Here is a 22,853-nt window from a genome sequence, read left to right as displayed (position 1 = left end):
TGTAAGGGAAAATAAGAGAAAATTTGTTTTGCTTTCGTGCAAAACCCTCCGTACAATCCGCCCAAATTTTAGCCAGACACTTTACCTATGCGTCTGGCTTTTTTGTCTCATTTATCTCATATTAGATTTATCAAAACTAAAGGGCAGTGCGTTGGATACCGTTGAATTTATTCAAATTCGTAGATTTATAGTGAAGCTAGGCAAAATGCTGCACAAGTACGGTACCCCTGCGTTCCGTCTTGAAGCTTACCTAGGTGAAGTCGCTAAATATTTAGGCGTACACGCTTCATTTATTTCAACGCCAACTTCACTGACTTTTGTTATCTGGAGCGACCGTCACGAAGACGAATATAACCATGCTGCGCGTTTGCTTCCTGGCGAATTAGACATGAACGCGTTGTCGCTTACCGATGAACTGGCCAGCGAACTGCTGTCGGGCAAATTAACCTTAAGTGAAGCTGACAAGCGCTTAAATGAAATAGATGCCATGGGCAGCCCTTATGGCAAATGGGTGACAGGTGTTGCCTTCGCTATGGCCACCGGCGCGTTTGCTATGCTAATGGGTGCAAGCTGGAGTGAAATTGGCTGGTCGGGTGCTCTGGGTATTGTGGCTTATCTTTGGACCTTATGGGCACAGCAGTCTAAACGCGTAAACTTGATGCTAGAGCCTGTCACCGCGTTCGTTGGCGGCATTCTTGCCTGTGCTATTGGTCAATACGTTGACCCTGGCATTAACATTCCGCTGGTTGTGCTTTCATCGGTCATTGTATTTGTACCCGGACTAGCGCTGACAATGGGCCTTGCCGAGCTTTCATCGCGCAACATGGTGTCGGGCACGGCTCGTACTATGGACGCCATCATGCAGCTGTTTAAGCTGTATTTCGGTGCTTTTTTGGGTGTGTCAGTGGGCTTTAGTGCATTTGGTGAAAACGTGTATACCCCTGCAGAATCGCTGCCTTACTGGGCTACTTGGCTAGCGGTATTCTTGCTGTGTATTGCCCTAGTTGCGATATTCAGAACGCGTATTAAACACATTCCATGGGCATTGGCAGCAGCATTTATTGCCTACAGTGCTACCGCATGGAGCTCTGACTACATGAGCCCTGGGCTGGGCGCGTTCGTGGGTGCGTTTGCATTAGGCATTTTTGCGAATGCGTTCACCCGCATTGCTAACCAACCCGCGACCATTGTGGCTATGCACGGACTTATAGTGCTGGTGCCGGGGTCTAAGACCTATATTGGCTTGAACTCGTTTATGACAGGCCAAGACTTTGTGAAGGCCGACCATTTGGGGCAGGAAGTATTTCTTATCTTTATGTCACTAGTGGCGGGATTAATCTTTGCTAACGTGGTGGTGCCCACTAAAAAGGCGCTATAACGTTGATACAGTAACCTAAGAGTTTCGTGCTAGAGCGCGGCTGGTGCCACTAGGCTGCGCAAAATCACTAGCGCAGCCTAACAAGCAGGCAAGACGCGCTATTTAAGTAACTTGATCAACGCTCGCCCTAAACGGGCGTTGAGCGCACCTGCAGCAATCGCTTCAGCAGAATTTTCCATAAACTTCGCCGACAAGCTGCCACCAATTTGATTGGCAACTTCGTCGGTAGCTAAGTCAAACACGCCTTGCGCCGCAATGTTTTGCGCCAACACTTTAAGCAACTTCCAGTTGCCTGCTGTACTTGGCCTTAGCCCATACACGCGGGCCATTCGACGAATGGTACGAAAGCTAATCCATACCACAGCAAAAGTTTGAATAAGATTATTGGGGCTTATAAAAGCAAGGCTTCCGGCGGTCACCGACTCTTTATTCAGCACCTTGTGCGCCTTTTCCTGAACAGGTTTTAGTACCGTGTCTTCGTACAGGCCTAATCGTTCTGGGCCTGACATATCGTCTTGAAGCTGCTGCTTATAACGGTCGAAACAATGCGCCGCGTAAGACCCTCGCGAAAAGCGTTTGCCGTGCTGGCTTAGCACGCGATCAATTTTCTGTGGCGATGCTTCTATTCCCGCTGATGGATTTTGTTTCGCTGAACTCTCTTTCTGCGCTGAAGGCTCTGTCCCATTACTAGCCAGCAAATCTCGGATAACGCTTGCATCTTCCATCGCCGTATTTACTTGCTTGTAGCCTCTCCACTCTTTAAAACTCAAAAAGCTAAAGCAGCTAACAAACGCAACTAATAGCGCGCCTAGTACACCTGTACCGATGGGGTGCTCGGAAACGTTTGCCGCAAGGGTGGTATAAGCTTCAAATACGAAAAACCCAATTAATGAAACCACGCCAAACCCTAATGTTGCCGCACCTAACGACAGGCCACCTTTTTTTGTATCCACTTCCCATACATCCTCAGTAACTTGTTGCGGAAGTTTGGTTTCAGGCTGCGCTATGTCTAAGGTTTGTGTTTTAACTTTGGTTTTGTACTGCGGTTTTGTTACCGCATCCCTTTCATGGTCATTATTAGGTTTACCATAACCAGTCACCGCATTATGCTGCTCTTCCTCACCGACACCGCCGTAAATTGCATCGCTTCTAAGCGTAGACTGGCTTGTTTCTTCTGGGCTTTCGTCAAATGTATAAGGTTTATCGCTCATTCTTACTCTCCTTTGCCCAGTAAAAACTGAAGCAATCTATCTACGCCCTTACCCGCTAAAATACGCGCCTTAAAATCGCTAGGTACACTCACATCAGGTACTGGAAAGTGGCTACCCTCTTCCATCTCTTTCAGAGTGCTGGGAATAGGTTCGAACGTAGACTCTACATAGCGGCCATCAGTGTCTTTATAACGAATAGCATCATCATTACTACCTTCGTCGGTTACTTGCATGCTAGACACTAAAAAATGCTCGAATTGTATGGGTTTACCGTCAAACCGTGCTCTCGCGCCTTCGGTTATCTGGGTAAGTAAATTAAGTAAGTTAGCGCGCTGACTTACAGGCACTAAATCAGACTTAGTGGCCACAAACGCCACTCTGCCTATTTGTTCTTTTTTCAGCACATTGCGTGAAAACCACGTGCTTTGCCCGTACACAAAGGTGTCGGCCAGATGACTAAGAGTTTCCTTTAACTGATACAAATGCTGTCTGCTGTGGTTAAGCCCTTCAAACAAATCGACAAGAATAATTTGCTTGTCGGTTTCTTTGAAAATGGACTGCTTCAGCGGCGTTAACCACCCACTTTGGAATTTAGCAAAGTGCTTGTCGAATATTTTAAACCAAGGATGTGATACATCGCTGGTGATGCTAGACGGAAGCGGCGTAAAACCAAAGGCCTGCCAATCGAAGTCGCTCGATTCCAATAAAAAACTGCCCGGTTGAAGAAGAGATATGCCGTTGGCCTTCGCGTCTACTAAATAATCGCGATAGGCATTAACCAGCAGCTGAATACGTTGTTCGGTTGGCTCTTGCTCAAAATCAAACTGATTAACAAACGCTTTCCACTGGTTGGCAAAATACTGCTGCGGCCCACTGCTAAGCTGAGCCCACGCAGAGTCTGACCAATGAGCATAGGTTTTACTTAGCATGGGAATGTCGGTCACCCATTCTCCAGGGTAATCGATAAACTCAAACACCACATCGCTATGAGGCAGTACATGACGCTTCAATGAGGCGGTTTCTTTTAAACGCACCACCAGCTTAAAACCGAATGCTTCTTCGGTGGCTTTAGGCCATTGGCCGTTTTCAAGATCAGCAATGTTCTGTATATGCGGGAACGGTTTGTAGCCTTCAATGGGCTCTATGCGCATATCAAGCACTTGGGATGGCGGCAAATAACGTAGCAAAGGCAAACACGCATAGCCCTCTTCACTACGGCTTTTCAGCATAGTGATAAGGCTGGTGAACAGCATAGATTTACCGCTTCGACTTAGCCCGGTAATGGTGAATCTGTGAGTTTCTTTGTTAAACACACTGCTAAGTTTGTCGCCAGTTAGCGACGCCATTGCCCGAGTTTTGTCAAAAAGCGTAGCGATATTTTTTTGCATTATTTTGTTTGTATTCTGCCTTTGCAGTTCCTATTCCCTTAAACCTAAACCTTTAAAAATAATATCCAGAGAGTGCGGCCGATACATTATTGCCCTCTCGTTATTATAGATATGCCTATAGGATTAATGTGGTTATTAAGGGGGAAAAGCAAGGGCAGTGCCAGCTAAACACGACGCTGCGTAAAATAAATAACGCTAACGACGGCTAATAAACTAATGCTCGCGAGTCTTATTGAATAGCTTTTTCTTTATGCGATTTTTACTGGAGTGCCAGTGATTCTTAGGTTTGCGCGGCGCGTTTTCAATAACGTGTTCAAAATCGATATCCGACTTTTTGGTGGGCGGAACGTGAGCACAAAAGAATGTATCAATATGTGACTGGGCCAGCTTCTTTAAGCTTTCGCGATATTGGTTTGGGTGACATAACGGATATGGCGGTACTAGTTCACCTTTCACCTGTACCAATACATCGGCAATGTAAGCCTGCTGCGTGGGAATGTGCTTAAGCGTTAAATCGTGGTCGGTATGACCCGGCGTGTACATAACCTGCCAGTCAGGAAAACCGGGCAGTAACTGATTGTCGGCAAGCGTCATGTCTGGCGCTAGTATTGGGTTGTACCAAATGGGCATTCTTGGCTTGCCAATACGATTGGCCACCCACCAGGTTAGCAACAAATCTATGCCGTGAGCAGTACGCCCAGCAAACCCAGCATACCAATTAATGGCTTTGGGGTGAGATGCCACCTGCGCACCAGTACGTTCACGCAGTTTAATGGCGCCTCCGGCGTGATCTGGATGCATATGTGTAACCACAATCAGCTTTAAGTCACTTAACGGACGACCTAAGGTTTGCGTAATGTATCGACACACGTTGTCTACATCGGCGCGGCTACAGCCATCAAGCAATAGCAACCCCTTGCTGTCTTCAACAAGATAAATATGCTGTATGTAGCCTGCAAGTGTGTGAATATTCATTACTGCTTCCTTTTCACCAGAACACGTGCTATCTGACATAACTCATGCACGCTAGCACTAAACCCCGCTAATCGCTGGCAAAGTGTGGGCTGCGTGATAATGCCTATAGCGCTGAATCCTATCAGAACCTATCTTGTAAGACCAGATTCAGCGAACAAGTGTAGCATTAAATTGCGTAACCACATTAGCCCGGGCTCACCTTCCTGCTGGCTATGCCAGTAAAGGTGTGTTTCCAACGCGGGTAGCTGATACGGCAATTTGGTGCTAATCAGGTTATCATCGCTTACCGCATCGGCCACAGAGCCTGGCAAAGTTAACAAAGCGTTAGTGCTAGCCACCACATCTGCCGCGGCGCGATAGTTTTGGCAACGCCATAATGAAGGACGGCTTATACCTAGTTGCTGCAGCGCAATTTCTTCTACCGACGCCCCTTTTGCTCGATTCGACACCGTTATATGGCGTGCCGCCACATACTTCTTCTTATCTATATTTTGTGCCAACGGGTTTTGCTTATTCATAAGCACCTTGTAGGTGTCGCGGCGCAATAGTGAGTGAGAGATGGGCGCAGCAACAGCGCGACCAATATCAATAACAAGGTGGAGGTTTCGATTTGTTAAGTCTGCCAGCATTGTATCTCGATGTAAGCGAGTGCTTACTATTTCGACATTAGGTGCTTGTTTTTCAAGGGTTGAAAGCAGGACAGGTAAAACGCCTAATTCAAGAGACTCTTGCATGGCAATAACAAAGCGCTGATGGCTGTGTAACGGGTCGAAGTCGGCAAACTCCCCCAATGCTTTTCGAATATCGCTTAAGGCTTTTAGAATAGCGGGCGCTAACCGTTCGCAGGCCGCAGTAGGCAACATGCTTTGTTTTTCTTTAACAAAAAGTGGGTCGCCCAAAATATGCCTAAACCTGCGCATGGCATGGCTAACGGCCGATGGCGTAATGTGAAGCGCTTCAGCTACGCGGGTCATATTCCTATGCTGCCAAAGCGCTTCAAAAACCTTTAGCAGGTTTAGATCCAACTTCTCGAATTGTCTATTTTCAAACATTGTCAACACCATGAATGAGATTCACACCATTTAAGGATTATATTTCATTTCATTCACTTAACAACTTTCTCTACTATGCGTTTAACGAACAGTTATCGCACGCTTTAGAGACAGCCCCTACATTTTAACTTGCGGCGACCCAAGTGCGAGATGCGAAGCAAATACTCTCTATATTTAATTAGTACAATTTCAACGAATGTAAAAAGGTGCCCTATGGATTTTTCACATAACGACAAAACCAAAGCCTTACTAGAGAAGCTCGATAATTTTATAGCCGAGCATATAGCGCCAATTGAAGATGAAGTTTACGACTTTCACCACAAAGAGAATAATCACGGCGACTGGAAAAGCTGGAAGCTGCACCCTGGTACTGAAGCGCTTAAAGCTAAAGCGCGTGAAGCAGGGTTAGCCAACCTGTTTTTGCCCGATGCCGAGCTAGGCCAAGGCCTTACCACACTTGAATATGCACCTATGGCAGAGCGCATGGGAAAATACCTCTTTGCACCAGAGATTTTTAACTGTAATGCGCCTGATACCGGCAATATGGAAGTGCTGTATCACTTCGGCAGCGACGCCCAAAAAGAGAAATGGCTTAAACCATTGCTAGCAGGTGAAATACGCTCAGTGTTTGGTATGACAGAGCCTGATGTTGCTTCGTCTGACGCCACCAATATGGCCGCAACCATTATTGAAGATGGCGATGACGTAGTCATTAACGGTAAAAAGTGGTGGTCGACAGGGTTAGGCCATCCTAATGCTGCTATAACCATATTCATGGGCTTATCTAACCCCGATAACGACAAGCACAGTCGCCACAGTATGGTCGTAGTGCCGCTTGATACGCCTGGAATTACCATTAAGCGCATGCTAGATGCCTACGGCGATTACGATGCGCCTTACGGCCACGGGGAGATGCATTTCGATAATGTGCGCGTGAGCAAAGACAACCTAATTATGGGTTTAGGCAAAGGCTTTGCTATTGCACAAGGGCGTTTGGGCCCAGGCCGTATTCACCACTGCATGCGCGCTATCGGCATGGCAGAAAAAGCGCTAGAGCTTGCACTTAAACGCGGTCACGAACGGGTTGCGTTTGGTAAACCAATCATACGCTTAGGTGGCAACTTAGAACGCGTAGCCGATGCTCGCATGGCTATTGAGCAAGCGCGTTTGCTCACGCTCCACGCCGCTTGGAAAATTGACAACTTAGGCGTAAAGCACGCTATGACCGAAATCTCAGCCATTAAAGTGGTGGTGCCGAATATGCTACAAAGCGTGGTGGATATGGCACTACAAATTCACGGCGGTGCGGGTATGTGTAGCGACTTCCCACTGGCGCGATTTGCCGCTGGTGCAAGAGCCCTTCGGTTAGCTGATGGCCCTGACGAAGTGCATAAAGGCATGGTGTCACGACTAGAGCTTAAGAAATATCAGTAGTCATAATTGATACAAAAAATGCGGCTTCATTAAGCCGCATTTTTTATAGGTTAAACAGCTGAACTGGACAGCGCTAGTTGCCTTCTTCCCGTTGCTTTATTTTACGGTGAATAGCATCAAGCTTTTTGAAGCTTTCCCATAACTCTGGGTGTGTTGCGATTAATGCTGCAACATGGTCGTGATTTTCTTCACGAGTATTTTTGGTAAGAAATTTAATGTCGTCATCATGAGGTAATAGACCAAAGTTGATGTACGTATTATCGCTAGTCGACGTGTTGCTGGCTTTTTGTATCATCATGGACCTGTAAGACTTCAAGTACCTAGGCTCGCAATGCTTACGCACAATTTGGCTGCCGGTGGGCTTACTGCGATGACATATCATGTCAAACTTAGCTACGTTGTTAATTTCGTTGTAGAGCTCCAAAAAAGCAAAGCGCTCTTGCTCAAAAGCTGTTACGAGTTGAGGCGTTGTTTTCTGCCCCACAACATCGATTCGCTCAACTTTCTGCTTATCTAACTGGGCCATTGCGTGGCCACTGGTTAGCGAAAAAAGCGCTAAAGCAGCGCTTAGTGCGAAATGTTTTTTAAGAATACGGTTCATCTTAATTCCTGTGATTGTCATGAATTAATCTTCGTAAACTTCTTCTTTACGCTGCTCAATGCGCTGGTGAATAGCGTCTAGTTTAGTAAAGCTATCAAATAGTTCTGGATGTGTGGCAATCAACGCTGCTACGTGCTCGAATGCCTCTTCTCTCGTGTCGTTAGTAAGAAAGCGAATATGATCATCACTGGGTAAGCGGTTAAAATCGATTCCCGGTTTAGTCGACGAGACTTGCATCATCATTGAACGAAAGTCTTTCACATAGCGCGGTTCGCAATTTTTACGGGCAATTTGGCTTCCAATTGGCTTGTGGTATTTACAGATTACGTCGAACTTTGCGACCTCATTAATGCTGTTATACAACTCTAGGAACTCGAAACGCTGCTTGTCGAATGCACGCTTCAGTTGGGGAGAAGTTTTCTCACCCACTACGTCGATTGTTTCGTAGTTTTGTTTATCGGTATGTGCGGCGAGGTGGCCGCCAAGAAAAACACCTAACGTTAGTACTGACAACTTAACGGCATTTGGGAACACTTTGTTTAAGTGTTTATTCATTTGAAACTCCATCTTCTGAACGTTTTAAAACAATAGCAACTGGTCTAATTTTAATCAATTAATAAAAATTTAAATTAAGAGTCTAAGCAAACTGTTCCATTAGTGATGAATCACAAACAAAAAATGCGGCCTAAGCCGCATTTTAATTATTCATGTTTTGGTTCATATTAGAACGTATATGATGCACTCAACTGAGCGTTGATCCCCGCACCGTAGTAACCAACCGTATGTAGACTGTTAATGTACTTCTTGTCGAAGATATTGTTGATGTTCATGCGAACGGTGAAATCTTCTGTAAACGCATGTGAAGCATAAACGTTGCCTAAGAAGTAAGCGCCCTGCTTAACATTGTAGTCTACGTTGCTAATTTCAGACTGCCATCTACCGCCAAAACCTACTTCAATTTCTGGCGCTTGCGGTACGGTGTAACCTAGTTGGAACGTCACTACATCACGTGGTGCCCATAGGTTAGCGTCGTTACCTTGCTCGTCTTCTACATCAATGTTGGTGTAAGACGCGTTAATGCGTAGATCATCAGTTAACTGACCCGCTAGCTCAATTTCAAAACCGTCAGACTCTACTGATACACCTTTGTAGTAGTACTGAAGAGTTTCAGGGTTAGTACCTGCATATGCTGCCAAGTTATCTTGTTCAGCGGTGAAGTAAGCGAAAGTTGTTAGTAGTCTGTCGTCGAACCACTGTGCCTTGAAGCCCGCTTCAAAGTTCTTACCTTTAGTTGGGTCAAGGTATTGGCCGTTTACGTCATACTGTTCTTGTGGCTGATACACGTCAGAGTAGCTCACGTAAGCATTAACATCTTCTGTTACCGCGTAAGTCGCACCAACATAAGGGCTGGCTTCGCTTTCTGAGTTATCGATAACCGCGCCTGCGTTTTGGCCCGTACGCTCGAAGTCGATCGCGTTAAAACCAGCAATGATGTGCATTGCGTCTGTTACGCTGAATCGAGCAGAGCCGAAGTAACGCGTTAGTGTTTGCTCAATATTTGAGTACTCAGACACACCTAACCACTCTGGCTCAGCAATCGCATCCAAGCCGTAAGGGAATGCTGGTGTTGGGCCGTATGCAGGAGTAGTAGCGTAGTCAAACGCATGAACAAAAGACACGTCGTCGCTAGTAGCGTGACTTACACCAAAGTTAACTTCATGGCTGCGACCAAACAGCTCGAAATCACCGAATACACGGCCTTCTAACAGGTGAGAGTCAATTTCAGAATCGTAACGACCTGGCCAGCCAACTAAACCAAGGCCAGTCTCTTTATCAATGGCACCGTAAGCATAAAACAGCTTACTTTCATCTTCGTAACCACGGAAGTTATAGCTAAGTAGCAATTGCCAATCGTTGTCGAACTCATAGTCTAGCTCAACAAAGGCGTTAGTGGTTTCAGTATCCCACTTGGTCCATTCTTGCGTAGTGGTGTCATTAATATCCCACTCGGCTTGCGTACCGTCGGTATAGTTGAATACTAGCCCGCCCCACGTGTTGCCGTCGGTATTAGCATCTTGGTATGACAAACCGAAGGTTATCGTTGCGTTATCCGTTAGCTGACCGTCAATAACGCCGTATACAAAGCCGCGATCGTTTTCTAAACCATCTAGGTGAGACTCTTTATCTTCAAAGCTACCTACTACACGCGCCGCCCAGCTGCCGTCTTCTGTAAGCAGCATAGAGTAATCGCCTTGAACGCGCTTGAAGTTGTAAGAGCCAATGCTTGCACCCACTTCGCCGCCTTCTTCGTTAGTAGGACGCTTGCGCACATAGTTGATGGTGCCTGACGCGTTACCTACACCAGTAAGCAGGCCGTTCGCACCACGAATAACTTCAATTTCTTCGTAGCCGTAAGCTTCAACCGAACCGGTAACAATACCCCAGTCGTTAGGCAGGCCTACACCATCAATTTGGGTGTTTTTAATTTCAAAACCACGTGCGGTGTAGTTAGTACGGTTAGTTTCCCACTCTTCTACGTTGATACCTGGTGCTAGCTTTAGTGCGTCGTTAATGTTGAACGCACCGAACGACTGCATAAGGTCTTCAGAAAGAATACTGATAGACTGAGGCGTTTCACTGATTTCCATGGTTAAGCCAGTTGCACCGCGACTAACACGGTTTTGGCGAACACCTACAATACGAATTTTTTCTACGTCTGCTTCTTTAACTTCTACTGTATCGCTTTGAGTTGTTTGCGCATTTACCGACAAAGCAAACGCGATAGGCGTTAGTGCAAATAAACTGCTTAGTTTCATGGTTTTCTCTGTTATTTGGTTATGAAGGGTTAAGAACTTTACGGCGGGGGAGTATAAGATAAATTAAAGCTAATTTAAATGATAATTATTGCTATTTAAGTTTCTAAAAAGAGATTTTACAAAATGGTAAAGGTCGTCTTTCCAATACACTTGAGCTGAAAAGGTTAGCTTGTGTTTGCTATACAAATGAATTAGAAGTAGAGGTTCTTAATGGACTTGCGAATAAGTTAAAGGTTTGACGACTAATATAACGTACTACTCGGCCAATGCATCAGCATTAGTGAAACAATACGACAGTGTTCCTTTTGAGACTGTTCACAAAGACTGGCTAAAGGCTATACCTAAAGAAGGAATGGTACTTGATGTGGGTGCAGGCTCCGGTCGGGATGCTCGCTATCTAGCTGCGAAAGGCCTTAGTGTAGTTGCTGTGGAACCAGCTGTAGGTATTCGAGAAATTGCACAAGAATATACTGTTGCAAACCCTATTCACTGGCTATCCGATTCATTACCTGAACTGACCGAAGTTTTTCGCTTACAAACAAAGTTTGACCTGATCCTGCTAAGTGCAGTTTGGATGCATATCACGCCGTCGGAGCGAGAGCGCTCTTTTAGAAAGCTATCCTCTTTACTGAAACCCAGCGGTAAACTAGTTATATCTTTACGCCATGGCAGTTGCGCTGACGAACGCACTATGTACCCTGTTTCAGCAGATGAACTGGCTAAGTTTGCAAGTCAATTCGGGCTTTCCTATCGACTGCTTACTCCTGAAAAGTCAAACGATGAGCTAGGCCGCGCTGACGTTCAATGGCAAACGGTTTTGCTTACACTTCCCGATAACGGTACAGGCGCATTTCCTTTAATTAGAAACATCGTAATAAACGACAGTAAATCCTCAACATACAAGGTTGCACTTTTACGGACACTACTCAGAATAGCCGAAGGCCATCCGGGCGCGGTTATAGAACAAACTAACGAACACGTTATTCTGCCTGTTGGATTAGTAGCTCTTTATTGGTTGAAGCTTTATAAACCGTTAATTGATAAGTTCGAAATGCAACAAAGCAGCAACTCTAGTAGAGGGTTGGGGTTTATTAAAACTGACGGTTGGCAGCAAATTACAGCATTTTCTAGTAATGATTTTTATATTGGTGCGCACTATTCAGATAGTGCAACGGTGCAAGCGATTTACCGAACTCTAAAAGACATCGCTTCTACTGTAAAAAACATGCCCGCTAAGCACACCACGTTGCCTGGCACTGATATAGGTGTTTTCATGTAGAGCTTAATCTAACTCGAAAACCTAAAAACGATTTGTTACTAGACTTCGAGTTTTTGTCTTCGTTAGGAAAGTTCTATGTGCCCGTGCATATTTGGGATTCATTAACTCAGTTTAGCGTGTGGATAGAGCCGACTTTGATTAACGAGTGGTCGTCTTTAATGGCAGGTTATGGTTTAAACAAACAAAGGCCGTTTACTAAAGTCGATTATCTTAATGCCCTTCGGTGGGAAGACCCAGAACGCTCTACTTCTAAAATTCGAAAACGGGTTAATGAGTTACTTACTAATGAAGGCGTTGCATGCTGCTGGTCTGGAAAGCGGCTAAAACTTTCTGGCTACGCTATCGATCATGCATTTCCTTTTGCGAGATGGCCCAATAACGACCTATGGAATTTACTACCCACTAAATCAACTATAAACGCTAGGAAATCCGATAAATTGCCCACAGGATTGAAGCTTGCCAACTCTCGCGACCTAATTATTTCGTGGTGGAAACAAGGCTGGCAAAACAATAAAACTGAGTTTTTCAGTCAAGCAAACTTGGCCCTACCTAACCTTAAGCCAAATAACGCAAACTTTGATGACGTGTTTGAAGCGCTCGCTCTGCAACGTGACCGTATTAAGGCGTTGCAGCAGTTGGAGGATTGGAGATAACATTGGAAGATAGTTTATTGAAACTTAATTCTAAACCAGCGTCGAAAATCACCGTTCAGCGCTCCGATATTTCTACCGTATAATCGCTGAATATCGCTCATAGAAATCTCTTCACAGCCATTTTCGCTTTCTAACAGCAAAAGTCGGCTCATAAAATCTTGGTTGTCGCTCATTAGAAAAGCAACGAAAGCCCAACTAGAAGCATAGAATTGATGCGGATCTTTGCGCCAACTGCTCTCCGTCCCTTCAAAGAGTGTCGTCAATGCTAGCGGCTGATTACTTTTGAAATGATTAACCCATGCGCTGTTAGTCAAACTTCCCGGGGTCTCTGAATATTCCGCCATTCCTTCATTCAACCATTTCGCCACTTGGCCATACCAGTATCGATTAATGGTATGCATTACCTCATGCGTTATAGTTCGGAGTGTTTCCTTATTGTCCCGAATTAAAATGGCAGATTCATTTCTGCCCGAAGAGTAAAAGCCTGTGCTTGTGGATTTAGAAAGATTAAAACGCTTACTGTATTTTTCATACTCACCTTTATCACTGAAACTCCTTATGTTAGCTACAACAGGAACCATTGATTCTGTAGGTGTAACTGGCGCAAAAGCATCTAATGCTTCTTGTACTCTTCCTCGTACCGCGCGCTGAACGTCAAACGGTAAATTATGCGAGAGAAAGTTAAGCGAAATAGCCTCTGGGTTAATTATTTTGGCTACTTGTACTGAAGTATTACTGTTCAGCTTCCTAGGAGAGTCACTTATATGCTTAACGCCTTTCCCATCTGTCCATGTATAAATGATCTTTCTCTCGGGTGGTTTTATCTTGTCTAAACATTTATGAGTGTGTGGAGCTGCATGCTCATCAAACCCTGTATTGCTTAGCTTAGATTTGACTTCAGAATATGTTTCAATTTCTAAGCCCCTCTGTGCTTGAGAAACATCTGTGGAAGAATGTGGCGTACGACGTAATAGACTTTTATGATCGCTTTTGTCATAAAGTTTGGCTTCTACAAACTCAAAGGCAATGTTAAGAAACTGAGGTAGTTCAAAGTTGTCTCTCGCGAAATACAAAACCCCTAAACTATTAATAGTTAGCACACTTGTGACTATAAAAAACTTTGAGCCAATTCCATTTTTGCTTGCCATGCTATCCCTTCAACACCTTTACATAACTTGATTTACTATCACAGTACAACGCCTCGCAAGAATCAAAAATTTACCAATCTAAATAGGTGTGAATTTCTATACATAGTTATTAATCGAAAACACTGATAATTCCGAAACAACCTTAAACTGCCTAACAGACGCTATGTTTATGTCAAAGTAACCACGAAGCCTCTTAAGTACAATTTACTAAGCTGACTTAGCAACATTGTGAGGCTAGATAAATTCTCAAGGATGAAAATGAAGAAGACGATCGCCTTAGCTCTATTTATGCTTGCCGCTACAAATTCAGTTGCCAACTCTCAATTTATACCTTCCAAATACCAATGCTCCGGTATAGAAAAGCGTATAGACACAATTAACTCCAGGATGCGTGCTGGTTACAGTATGAGGGAAGGCGAACAATTGAAGGAACAACTGCGAAGCCTTAAAAAGCAGCGATATGAATGCAAAAAGAAGGGGTTTTCAGTTGACTGAGAGTATAACCGACTTTGAACTTGAACCTATGACCTTTGCCTCCGGAGTGAAAAGCCATTGCTCAGCTTTTCATGGGTTAACCCTCAATCGCCCTATCAAGGCTTTCATCATTGTCGAAATAAAGCTGGCTCAGCCGGCTTTTCTTTATTTGGTATGTCGCTCTGGCAAAAGGCTCGCGCTTCTTTAAAGCGACTAAATTCTTCATCGGACACCTCACGCTGTGGTTTTGCCACCCGCTTTTTTTAATACGCTAATTATTAGCGCTAATTGAGTTTATAATAGCGTTTAAACAGTTTTTGAATTACATCGACCAACTTGAGTAGAACATGGCCCATAAAGTACGTTATAAGTTTAAAGGTGTGGCAAAAGAGATAAACTTTTCTTACAGCCGCCATCAAAATATGCATGAAGCCGTGGCCGAAGCTGAGGGAATAGACCTTTCCCAGTTCCTGCAAACTGAACAGCAACTTGCCGCTATCAGTAAAGACAAAAAAACCGTAAGAAACTTCAGAGATACCGAATTTGCAAAAATGGGGTTTTCTGATTTGTATTTTTTAAAAAACGGGCAAGAATGATGGTTGCGCCCTTTCAACACATACTAGACCTTTGAACTACTTTGCTTTTGGGGATTAACGGCCAAGTCTTAAAAATGGAGGGCTCGATAGTGTTCGAACCTCTGACTCCGGAGTGCAAAGCTACCAATCAATGCTTTATGGGTTACCCTCAACTAGCCCATGAAAAGCCTCAATCGCCCTGTCAAAGCTTTCATCATTATCGAAATAAAGCTGACTTAGTCGGCTTTTCTTTATTTTGTAGGTAGCGCTGGCAAAGGCTAGTGCTTCTCTAAAGCTGCTAAACTCTTCGTCGAACACTTTAAACACCTCGCGCTGAGGTTTTACCACCCGCGTAATACTCCCATTCACTTCATAATCAAACCCTGCAAATTGAAGGCGGGAAAGGGTTTCTTTGCCTAATCGCATGCCGCCTTTTAGGCTTATTTGAAATGCCGCGTCCATTTCTTCAATTTCTTCCATACTCCAGTGGTTAAACACCCGAATTGCCTTTTTGTACTTTTCCGCCAACCGCTTTTTTAACACGGTTATTCTGGGTTCTAGCGTGGCGTTGTTTTCATTTTTTAAAAGATCAGTGCATTCGTTGCATGCAGGCACGGAAATAAAATCGGCCTGTAGGTGTCCGTCTTGCCAGTCGTGAATGAATTTTATGGGTGGAATAAAGTCTTGCCGTGCAGCTTCGCAGCCGCAGTAAATGCAGCGATTAAAATCAGCCGAATGTACCGCGTTTAGTGGCTGATAGAATCTCTGATAATTCTTAACTGACATTCTGCTACATACGTAAAGTTGAAAGGGTGCAAACCATCATTACTGTACCACAGTCTCTTTTTTAGGGTACGCTAATTGTGCTCAGCTAATACAAACGCCGCCCTTGTGCGGCGTTTGTTTCATTCAGATACGATAAAAGCTACAACCGCGACGGTCTACTGTGCGGGTCGCCCTCCACGTGGCCTTTTGGCGGTCTTTGTTTAGGCTTTGCAGCAATAGGTGTTTCGCCATCACTCTCTTCGCCTTCTTCATCAATATCCCATGTACCTTCTTCGCTCCACGGGTCGTCGTCGGGGAATTCCCCTATATTGATTTCTTTTACCGAGTAATCGGGCTGGTAACGCATGTCGTAATTGGCCGCCCGCACTATGGCAATACATAACATTAAGGCCACAGCTAATAGCGGAACGCCCCCTATTATCGACGCCGTTTGAAGCGTTTCTAACCCACCTACAAACATAAGCACTATAGGCATAAACGATAGCGCGAATGCCCAGAACAAACGATTCCATCGCAATGGCTCTTCGTCTACTTCTTTTTGCACTACAGCTGCCAGAATGTAAGAAATGGAGTCGAAGGTAGTTGCGGTAAAGATTAGCGCTAACAAGGTGAATACAAAAATGACTATGTAGTCCAATGGCAGCGTGTGTAGCATGGCGAAAATCGCGGCCGTAGGGCTTTCTTGGTTAAGAATACTCACCACGTCTAGTTCACCCGAAAGCTGCAAATACAAGCCATAATTCCCCATTACCATGAAGAACAAAAAGCAGCCCATGGTGCCGAAGAACATGGAGCCCGCGACCATAGTGCGAATGGTGCGCCCCCTTGAAATGCGCGCGATAAAAAGCCCTACGCTCGGTGCAAATACCAGCCACCATGCCCAATAGAATATGGTCCAGTCTTGAGGGAAATGCGTGTTTTGAAAGCCATTAAATTCAGCAAAAGGCTCTAGCCAGGTAGCCATTTTAATGATGTTGCTAAGTACTCTGCCCAAAGCATCTAGGCCGGTATTGGCCATAAACAACGTAGGCCCCACAACAAATATAAATAGTAGCAACCCTATGGCCAGCCAAAAGTTAATGTCTGACAGCAGCTTAATGCCCTTCTTTAAACCTACATACGCGCTGTAGCCAAAGATAGCTGTACAGGTTACAAGCACCAGAACTTGGGTGGTAAGCGATTTAGGTACGCCGAATAGTTCGTGCACCCCTTCGTTGATCATAGGCGCAGCCAAACCTAACGTGGTCGCCCCGCCGCCTAACATTCCGAAGATAAAGCTGATGTCGATGATTTTACCCAGCCAGCCGTGAGCCATTTTCTCGCCAATAACCGGCATGAGTGCTTCAGATATTTTAAGTACGCTGTGATTGCGCACATAGTAGAAGTACGCAATAGGTACGGCAGGAATGAGGTAAATTGCCCAGGCAAGCGGGCCCCAATGAAAGATACCGTAGGCTGCAGCCCATTTTGCGGCTTCTGGAGTTTCACCTTCTATATGAAACGGTGGCGCTTGGTAGTAGTACACCCATTCAATCATGGACCAATACAAAATAGACGCGCCAATGCCTGCACAAAACAGCATGGCAGCCCATGATACTGGCGAGAACTCGGGCTTCTCTTCCGGGTCGCCTAGTTTTATTTGCCCGATGTCGCTGAACATGATGTAAACCATGAACCCACCAGCGCCAACACCAAGCAAGAGATATAAAACACCAAGTTTACTGGTTACGAAGTCTTTTGCAGCTGCCACCCACTGTGCGCCTTGGTCCGGCCAAATAATTAGAGGAATGGTGACAGAGAGAAGAAGAATTAGAGAGCCAAAAAAAGTGGGCTTGTCGATTACGCTAAACGCGCCTTCCTGTTTAATAATGGCCTTGGAGGAGGCCGCATCTCGGGTATTACTACTCATACACGATCCTTTGTTTTGTTTTTATAGATGCCTTATACGTTTGGCTTTAAACGGGCGATCTTAAAAAACAGTTTATCAGAATTGTGTTAGCTATTGGGCTGCTTCAAATCGATGTGCGTTTATTCATTCGTGCTTTGGTTGTTAGCATGCCCATGCCCAATGCGGCCATGGTTACCGCAACAACGCCGTTTAGATAGTTGAAGAACGCATAGGGCACGTAATCGAGCACGTCAACGCCCAGTGTGGCAGAGTAAAACGCACCAGCCGTTGTCCACGGAATAAGGCCTGTGGTCATAGTGGCACCTTCTTCTACCGACCGAGATAGCACAGCGGGGTCAAGGTTCTGCTGTTCATATTTCGGTTTAAACAGCTGGCAATTCAAAATGATAGAGATATAGGCCTCGCCCATGGCCACATTGCCTAGAAAACCAGACGCAATGGTCACGGCAATTAGGGTTGCTGTGCGTTTTACCCGTTCAATAATGCCTGTCAGTAACGCAGCTAGAAAGCCTGCACCGTGCAGTATGCCGCCCAATGCGATTGCCATTAAGGCGAGGAGCAACGTCCAGCTCATACTGCTGATGCCGCCTCGTCCTAGTAAGGCATCTAAATTTGCGATACCCGTATTTTGAGGGGTGTTTTCCCACAATGCGTTAAGCACGCTGATGGTATTAGTATCTTGATAGAAAATGGCGATGATAACGGCCAGCAAAACACTGCACGACATGGTTACTTCAGCCGGCACTTTCTTGATACTCATTACCGTAAGCAACACCAGCGGCAACAGTGTTATATAGGGTGCAAGGTTATAATGACTGGCGAGTGCAGCTTTTATTTTGATTATTTCGTCAACATTTAAGCTTTGGTTTGCGTAGCTAAAGCCAATTACCAAGAAAATGACAAAAGTTAGAAGAAAGCTAGGCAGTGTAGTTAGCAGCATGGCGTACATATGCCGATACAGATTGGTACCCGCGCTCATGGATGCGAGGTTGGTGGTATCAGACACCGGGGACATTTTATCGCCAAACGTCGCACCACATACCACCATGCCTGCCACAATGGGGAGTGGTATGTTCATGGCAGCGCCAATACCCATCAGCACTACACCCATAGTGCCCACCGTACCCCACGATGTGCCTGTAGCTACCGACATTACCGCACACAAAATCAATCCCACCGCAAGGAAGATACTGGGGTTTAGCCAACTTAAACCGTAAAAAATTAGCGTTGAGATAGTGCCGCTTTGCATAAAGCTGGCGATAACCATACCAATGAGAATAAAAATATAGATTGCAGGCATGGCCCGGGTTAATGCGCTGGTCATTAAATCGCGGATTTGCAGGTACTTGTAACCCAAGCTAAAGGCATTGATACCAGCCCATAGCAAACACAGAAATAGTAATGCATGCAGGCTAATGCCCAGGCCAAATAATCCGCCTGCTATCAGTGCGACAATAACACCAAAACAAAGTAGTGACTGAGTAAAGCTTGGGCGTTGAATAGACTGAGGTGACATTATAGGCACGTTGATACGCTTAAAAATGAACTAGTGAAAAACAGTATAACGACTTTGCTATGCGTTGGAATGACTTTGATGTTGCATTGGATTGGACGTTAGAGTTGCAGCCACGTCTAAGGTAGGCGTGCTCGATTCTGATATAGAAAGGCTGAAGGAGATTATTCCTTCATAGGTCACTAGAAAAGGAAATGGCCCGCCCTAGAGGATTCGAACCTCTGACCTCGGCCTCCGGAGGGCCGCGCTCTATCCAGCTGAGCTAAGGGCGGATCGTGCTACGGTTGTAATAACTATGTACGTTCGCAAAGGAAAAATACGCAGTTAAATGTACGCTGCAAACGGGGCGTAATAATACTTACGCGGTGGGTTAGCTTCAACTCATTTATTAAAATCTCTTTAGGTGGCTTGGAACAAGTGTTAAAAATCCTTACTTTTTATGGGTAATTGGCTTCAAATAGTTGTTCAACCCCAATTAACCGTTATAATCTGGCCAGTTATATTTTAAACAAATTCATCATTGCCTGGAGACAGATGTGAAATTAAAGACTTGGTTAACTGTTGCTGCTACTGCGCTAACTGTTTTTGCAGCACAAGCACAAGAAATGAGTAACGATGAAATTGCCGATCGCATTAAGCCGGTAGGTCAGGTACACGTTGCAGGCGCAGCGGCTGAAGGAAGTGCTGGCGCAGCTGGCGGTGCAAAGTCTGGTGAAGACGTTTACAACTCTGCATGTGTTGCATGTCACTCAGCAGGCGTTTTAGGAGCTCCTAAAGTTCACGTTGCAGCAGACTGGCAACCGCGTCTAGATGAGCGCGGTCTTGATGGCGTATGGCAAAACGCATTGAACGGTATTAACGCTATGCCTCCTCGTGGTACATGCGGTAACTGTTCTGATGACGAAATTAAAGCTGCAATCGAGTATATGATTGAAGGTATCTAATACCCGCTAAATCGTAACAACTTGATGGAAAAAGTAGCGTTTTACCCTCTAATCGGGTAATTTAACTCTTTGGGGAAACGTTACTTTTTTACTGGCGAGCGGAATGTCACAAGATTCGACGCAACATGAGTTGACGGAAGAAGAACTGCGCGAACTTATACCGCAGCTTCAGCAACTCACTGACAAGTACAAGCGCGCTGAACGTGTTCAGAAGGCGCTTTTCGACATTTCTGAACTTGCCAGTTCTGTAAGTCACCTTAATCGCCTTTATTCCGCTATTCATGAAATCATTGCCGATTTTATGAATGCCGATAACTTCTTTGTCGCCTTTTACGAACCCGATAGTAACGTTGTCGATTTCGCTTACTTCATTGACGAATTCGACGAACAAACCGTTCGCCAGCTCCCCGCTGAATCGTTAATGGACGGCATGACCGGTTACATTCTAAAAACCGGCGATCATCTATTTTACAAACGTGACGACGAAGAAAACTTTGCCTCTCAGCATGATATAAAGCTAGTTGGCTCGCAGCCGTTTGAGCTGCTGGGCGTGCCCCTTAAACGGGGAAGCCAAGTCATAGGTGCCATGGTAGTGCAAACTTATGATGAAGGTGTGCACTATACGCAAGAAGATTTAGAAGTACTGCTGTTCGTTTCTCAACACATTGTTACCACGGTTGATAGAGTAAAAAACCGTGAGCTCACTGAACGCACCATCCGCGAACGCACCCGCCAACTGCGAAAAATTAACGACGACCTTCAAGAAGAAATATTAGAGCGCCAAAAAGTAGAGTCGCTACAGCAGGCTTTATTCGAGATATCTGAACTGGCGGCTAACCTTGAAGGCGATATGGATGTGTTTTATTCCAGTCTGCACGAAATTTTAGCCAGGCTAATTAGCGCACCTAACTGTTACATTGCCATTCTTGATAAGGAAAAAGAGCTACTCGCATTCCCGTATTTTAGTGACGCACAAGAAAAGAACATAAGTTCAAGGCCTTTGGGGCTTGGTCTAACTGAATTCGTATTGCGAACGGGGCAAGCTGAGCTGGTCAACCCGCCCAGAGTATTGGAGCTTGCAGAGTCTGGCGATTTGGATGTGTCGGTTGCGCAAACCATGCTAAACAGTGCGAACTCGTGGTTAGGTTCGCCGCTTGTTGTAGATGGAGAAATAGCAGGTGTTATTGCCGTACAAACCTACGGTAAGCACGCTAAATACAATTCTCGTGACCAAGAGCTTTTACGCTTTGTATCGCACCATATTGCGGTAGCCATTGAGCGTAAGCGCAATACCGAGTCGATGCAGCGCTATAACGTTGAGCTTGAGGAGCGCGTTAAAGAACGCACAGCCGAGCTAAACCGTGCTAATAAGTTCTTAAAGCAACAAATTGAAGAGCGTAAAGAGATTGAGCTTAAGCTTATTCACGATGCGCATCACGACTCGTTAACTGATTTGCCTAACCGCGCCATGTTCACTAGTCGCCTAGAGCTGGCTATTGCCAGTAAGCAGCGTTACAGCGAAAACATGTTTGCGGTGCTGTTTATCGACCTAGACCGTTTTAAAGTTATTAACGATACCCTAGGTCATCATGCCGGCGATGAGTTCTTAATTGAAGTAGCTAGACGTATTGCGCTGTGTATTCGTGGTCACGACCTGTTAGCGCGCTTAGGCGGCGATGAGTTTGTTGTACTGCTTGATAACTTTGAAGATGAAGCAGACGTAGAAGAAGTGGCTAGCCGTATAATTTCATCTATTTCCGAGCCGTTCTTGCTTGATGGTCGGGAGATGTATTCAGGTGCAAGTATTGGTATTGCGCACTTAGAAACCTACTATCGCGCCGCAGATGAAGTGCTTCGTGATGCCGATGCAGCCATGTATCAAGCGAAAACGCTAGGCCGCGGACGCTTTGTTATGTTCGACAAGAGCATGCGCGACAGGCTTATTGAAGAGCTTGAGCTTGAAAATGAATTCAGACGTGCACTGCGTGAAGAAGAGTTCGATTACTTCCTACAGCCCGTTATAAAGCTTAATGACGACAGCACGCTGTATAAAGAGATGTACATTCGCTGGTCGCACCCTGCCTACGGCAAGATTGCCAGAGAGCAGTTTAGACAAGTGGCAGAACATAGTGGCCTTACGCTAGATTTAGACCTGTTCCAGCTAACCAAAGCCTGCGAGCTGTTAAACCATTATAAAAACACCGACGACCCGATAAATAAAATAGCGGTTAACGTTTCGATTAATCATCTGCTACAGGCTTCTATGGTAAACCAGATGATTAATGTGATTGAAACATCTGGCATAACGCCCAGTCAGTTGGTATTTGAGTTTGATGAAAACGACTTAAATCGCCGTTCTCAGTTCATTCTTCCTGCTATTAAGAAGTTAAAACGTGCGGGCGTAACTTTGGTGCTGGATAACTTTGGAAGCGGATTAGCTTCATTGAGTTATTTGTTTGCCTACCCCTTCGACTTCATCAAAATTGATCATCGCTTTGTTAAGTCACTGCCTCGCTCTCAACGAAACTTAAAGCTTATTCAGTCTGTCATGCTTATTTCAGAACATTTGAAGTTTCAGGTTATTGCTGAAGGCGTAGACTCACAGGCCCAGCTAGATGCACTTAACGAAATTGAATGCATTTATGGTCAAGGCAAAGTATTGAAGCACGCCAAAGTGCTGGATATGACGTCGCTAGCAAGCTAGAAGTAAATACTCA

The 22,853-nt window shown here is 45.1% G+C and carries 18 protein-coding genes and 1 tRNA gene; 7 read left to right on the top strand and 12 right to left on the bottom strand.

What is annotated here, in order from left to right; genetic code table 11:
* Positions 1-151: 151 nt before the first annotated feature.
* Positions 152-1,378 (top strand): threonine/serine exporter family protein, encoded by a 1,227-nt coding sequence (locus tag MASE_RS00450; protein WP_014947791.1) that lies wholly within the window; start codon positions 152-154, stop codon positions 1,376-1,378.
* A gap of 98 nt (positions 1,379-1,476) precedes the next feature.
* Here the strand turns inward: MASE_RS00450 and MASE_RS00445 are convergent, their stop codons facing one another.
* The 4 genes from MASE_RS00445 to MASE_RS00430 form a co-directional block, all read right to left on the bottom strand.
* Complete coding sequence (locus tag MASE_RS00445; RefSeq protein ID WP_014947790.1) at positions 1,477-2,589, bottom strand: YcjF family protein; 1,113 nt, start codon at positions 2,587-2,589, stop codon at positions 1,477-1,479.
* 2 nt (positions 2,590-2,591) lie between these two features.
* Positions 2,592-3,977: a YcjX family protein gene (locus MASE_RS00440; protein WP_014947789.1), complete on the bottom strand. Its 1,386-nt coding sequence runs from the start codon at positions 3,975-3,977 to the stop codon at positions 2,592-2,594.
* 213 nt (positions 3,978-4,190) lie between these two features.
* Positions 4,191-4,952 carry an MBL fold metallo-hydrolase gene (locus MASE_RS00435; protein ID WP_014947788.1) on the bottom strand — a complete coding sequence of 254 codons (762 nt, stop codon included), beginning with the start codon at positions 4,950-4,952 and terminating at the stop codon, positions 4,191-4,193.
* 128 nt (positions 4,953-5,080) lie between these two features.
* Positions 5,081-6,004, bottom strand: a complete 924-nt coding sequence (locus tag MASE_RS00430; protein WP_014947787.1) for a LysR family transcriptional regulator — start codon at positions 6,002-6,004, stop codon at positions 5,081-5,083.
* A 213-nt stretch (positions 6,005-6,217) separates the two neighbouring features.
* Between MASE_RS00430 and MASE_RS00425 the strand changes: the two genes are divergently transcribed.
* Entirely contained in the window at positions 6,218-7,438 is a 1,221-nt protein-coding gene (locus MASE_RS00425) for an acyl-CoA dehydrogenase family protein (RefSeq protein WP_014947786.1), read from the top strand.
* 73 nt (positions 7,439-7,511) lie between these two features.
* Here the strand turns inward: MASE_RS00425 and MASE_RS00420 are convergent, their stop codons facing one another.
* The 3 genes from MASE_RS00420 to MASE_RS00410 form a co-directional block, all read right to left on the bottom strand.
* On the bottom strand, positions 7,512-8,060 hold the full coding sequence (locus MASE_RS00420) for a hypothetical protein (protein WP_148275214.1): 549 nt from the start codon (positions 8,058-8,060) through the stop codon (positions 7,512-7,514).
* A gap of 3 nt (positions 8,061-8,063) precedes the next feature.
* Complete coding sequence (locus MASE_RS00415) at positions 8,064-8,594, bottom strand: hypothetical protein (protein WP_014947784.1); 531 nt, start codon at positions 8,592-8,594, stop codon at positions 8,064-8,066.
* A gap of 167 nt (positions 8,595-8,761) precedes the next feature.
* Positions 8,762-10,855, bottom strand: a complete 2,094-nt coding sequence (locus tag MASE_RS00410; protein WP_014947783.1) for a TonB-dependent siderophore receptor — start codon at positions 10,853-10,855, stop codon at positions 8,762-8,764.
* 235 nt (positions 10,856-11,090) lie between these two features.
* Between MASE_RS00410 and MASE_RS20130 the strand changes: the two genes are divergently transcribed.
* Both MASE_RS20130 and MASE_RS20125 read left to right on the top strand, forming a co-directional pair.
* On the top strand, positions 11,091-12,134 hold the full coding sequence (locus MASE_RS20130; RefSeq protein ID WP_232362789.1) for a class I SAM-dependent methyltransferase: 1,044 nt from the start codon (positions 11,091-11,093) through the stop codon (positions 12,132-12,134).
* A 77-nt stretch (positions 12,135-12,211) separates the two neighbouring features.
* Entirely contained in the window at positions 12,212-12,787 is a 576-nt protein-coding gene (locus MASE_RS20125; protein ID WP_232362788.1) for an HNH endonuclease domain-containing protein, read from the top strand.
* Positions 12,788-12,801: 14 nt separating this feature from the next.
* On the opposite strand, the gene MASE_RS00400 is transcribed toward MASE_RS20125, so the two are convergent.
* The gene (locus MASE_RS00400; RefSeq protein ID WP_014947782.1) at positions 12,802-13,935 is read right to left on the bottom strand and encodes a DUF4124 domain-containing protein; all 1,134 of its coding nucleotides are present in this window, start codon (positions 13,933-13,935) and stop codon (positions 12,802-12,804) included.
* A gap of 821 nt (positions 13,936-14,756) precedes the next feature.
* On the opposite strand from MASE_RS00400, the gene MASE_RS00390 reads away from it, so the two are divergent.
* Positions 14,757-15,005, top strand: coding sequence for a DUF2960 family protein (locus MASE_RS00390; protein WP_014947779.1), 249 nt, complete (start codon positions 14,757-14,759; stop codon positions 15,003-15,005).
* Positions 15,006-15,140: 135 nt separating this feature from the next.
* Here the strand turns inward: MASE_RS00390 and MASE_RS00385 are convergent, their stop codons facing one another.
* The 4 genes from MASE_RS00385 to MASE_RS00370 all read right to left on the bottom strand — a co-directional run bounded on the left by MASE_RS00385 (position 15,141) and on the right by MASE_RS00370 (position 19,464).
* Positions 15,141-15,770 (bottom strand): hypothetical protein, encoded by a 630-nt coding sequence (locus tag MASE_RS00385; protein WP_014947778.1) that lies wholly within the window; start codon positions 15,768-15,770, stop codon positions 15,141-15,143.
* 139 nt (positions 15,771-15,909) lie between these two features.
* Positions 15,910-17,679: a BCCT family transporter gene (locus MASE_RS00380; RefSeq protein ID WP_014947777.1), complete on the bottom strand. Its 1,770-nt coding sequence runs from the start codon at positions 17,677-17,679 to the stop codon at positions 15,910-15,912.
* A 103-nt stretch (positions 17,680-17,782) separates the two neighbouring features.
* Positions 17,783-19,195 carry a Na+/H+ antiporter NhaC gene (nhaC, locus tag MASE_RS00375; protein ID WP_014947776.1) on the bottom strand — a complete coding sequence of 471 codons (1,413 nt, stop codon included), beginning with the start codon at positions 19,193-19,195 and terminating at the stop codon, positions 17,783-17,785.
* Between the two features lie 192 nt (positions 19,196-19,387).
* Positions 19,388-19,464 (bottom strand) — tRNA-Arg (locus MASE_RS00370).
* A gap of 264 nt (positions 19,465-19,728) precedes the next feature.
* On the opposite strand from MASE_RS00370, the gene MASE_RS00365 reads away from it, so the two are divergent.
* Both MASE_RS00365 and MASE_RS00360 read left to right on the top strand, forming a co-directional pair.
* A complete protein-coding gene (locus MASE_RS00365) occupies positions 19,729-20,136 on the top strand; it encodes a c-type cytochrome (RefSeq protein ID WP_014947775.1) in 408 nt (135 codons plus the stop codon).
* A gap of 103 nt (positions 20,137-20,239) precedes the next feature.
* Positions 20,240-22,840 (top strand): sensor domain-containing phosphodiesterase, encoded by a 2,601-nt coding sequence (locus tag MASE_RS00360; protein ID WP_014947774.1) that lies wholly within the window; start codon positions 20,240-20,242, stop codon positions 22,838-22,840.
* The last annotated feature ends 13 nt before the right edge of the window (positions 22,841-22,853 follow it).

Origin of the sequence: Alteromonas macleodii ATCC 27126 (genome assembly GCF_000172635.2) — a bacterium.
Lineage (GTDB): Bacteria > Pseudomonadota > Gammaproteobacteria > Enterobacterales > Alteromonadaceae > Alteromonas > Alteromonas macleodii.
The sequence above is the reverse complement of the archived record's forward strand: the minus strand, read 5'-3'. Positions and strand labels throughout refer to the sequence as shown.

Bases quoted from the DNA above. Each gene is read 5' to 3' on its own strand.
- MASE_RS00380 (WP_014947777.1), bottom strand. From the start codon at position 17,679: ATGAGTAGTAATACCCGAGATGCGGCCTCCTCCAAGGCCATTATTAAA.
- MASE_RS00360 (WP_014947774.1), top strand. From the start codon at position 20,240: ATGTCACAAGATTCGACGCAACATGAGTTGACGGAAGAAGAACTGCGC.
- MASE_RS00390 (WP_014947779.1), top strand. From the start codon at position 14,757: ATGGCCCATAAAGTACGTTATAAGTTTAAAGGTGTGGCAAAAGAGATA.
- nhaC (WP_014947776.1), bottom strand. From the start codon at position 19,195: ATGTCACCTCAGTCTATTCAACGCCCAAGCTTTACTCAGTCACTACTT.
- MASE_RS00430 (WP_014947787.1), bottom strand. From the start codon at position 6,004: ATGTTTGAAAATAGACAATTCGAGAAGTTGGATCTAAACCTGCTAAAG.
- MASE_RS00410 (WP_014947783.1), bottom strand. From the start codon at position 10,855: ATGAAACTAAGCAGTTTATTTGCACTAACGCCTATCGCGTTTGCTTTG.
- MASE_RS00415 (WP_014947784.1), bottom strand. From the start codon at position 8,594: ATGAATAAACACTTAAACAAAGTGTTCCCAAATGCCGTTAAGTTGTCA.
- MASE_RS00420 (WP_148275214.1), bottom strand. From the start codon at position 8,060: ATGACAATCACAGGAATTAAGATGAACCGTATTCTTAAAAAACATTTC.
- MASE_RS00445 (WP_014947790.1), bottom strand. From the start codon at position 2,589: ATGAGCGATAAACCTTATACATTTGACGAAAGCCCAGAAGAAACAAGC.
- MASE_RS00440 (WP_014947789.1), bottom strand. From the start codon at position 3,977: ATGCAAAAAAATATCGCTACGCTTTTTGACAAAACTCGGGCAATGGCG.
- MASE_RS00385 (WP_014947778.1), bottom strand. From the start codon at position 15,770: ATGTCAGTTAAGAATTATCAGAGATTCTATCAGCCACTAAACGCGGTA.
- MASE_RS00435 (WP_014947788.1), bottom strand. From the start codon at position 4,952: ATGAATATTCACACACTTGCAGGCTACATACAGCATATTTATCTTGTT.
- MASE_RS00425 (WP_014947786.1), top strand. From the start codon at position 6,218: ATGGATTTTTCACATAACGACAAAACCAAAGCCTTACTAGAGAAGCTC.
- MASE_RS00400 (WP_014947782.1), bottom strand. From the start codon at position 13,935: ATGGCAAGCAAAAATGGAATTGGCTCAAAGTTTTTTATAGTCACAAGT.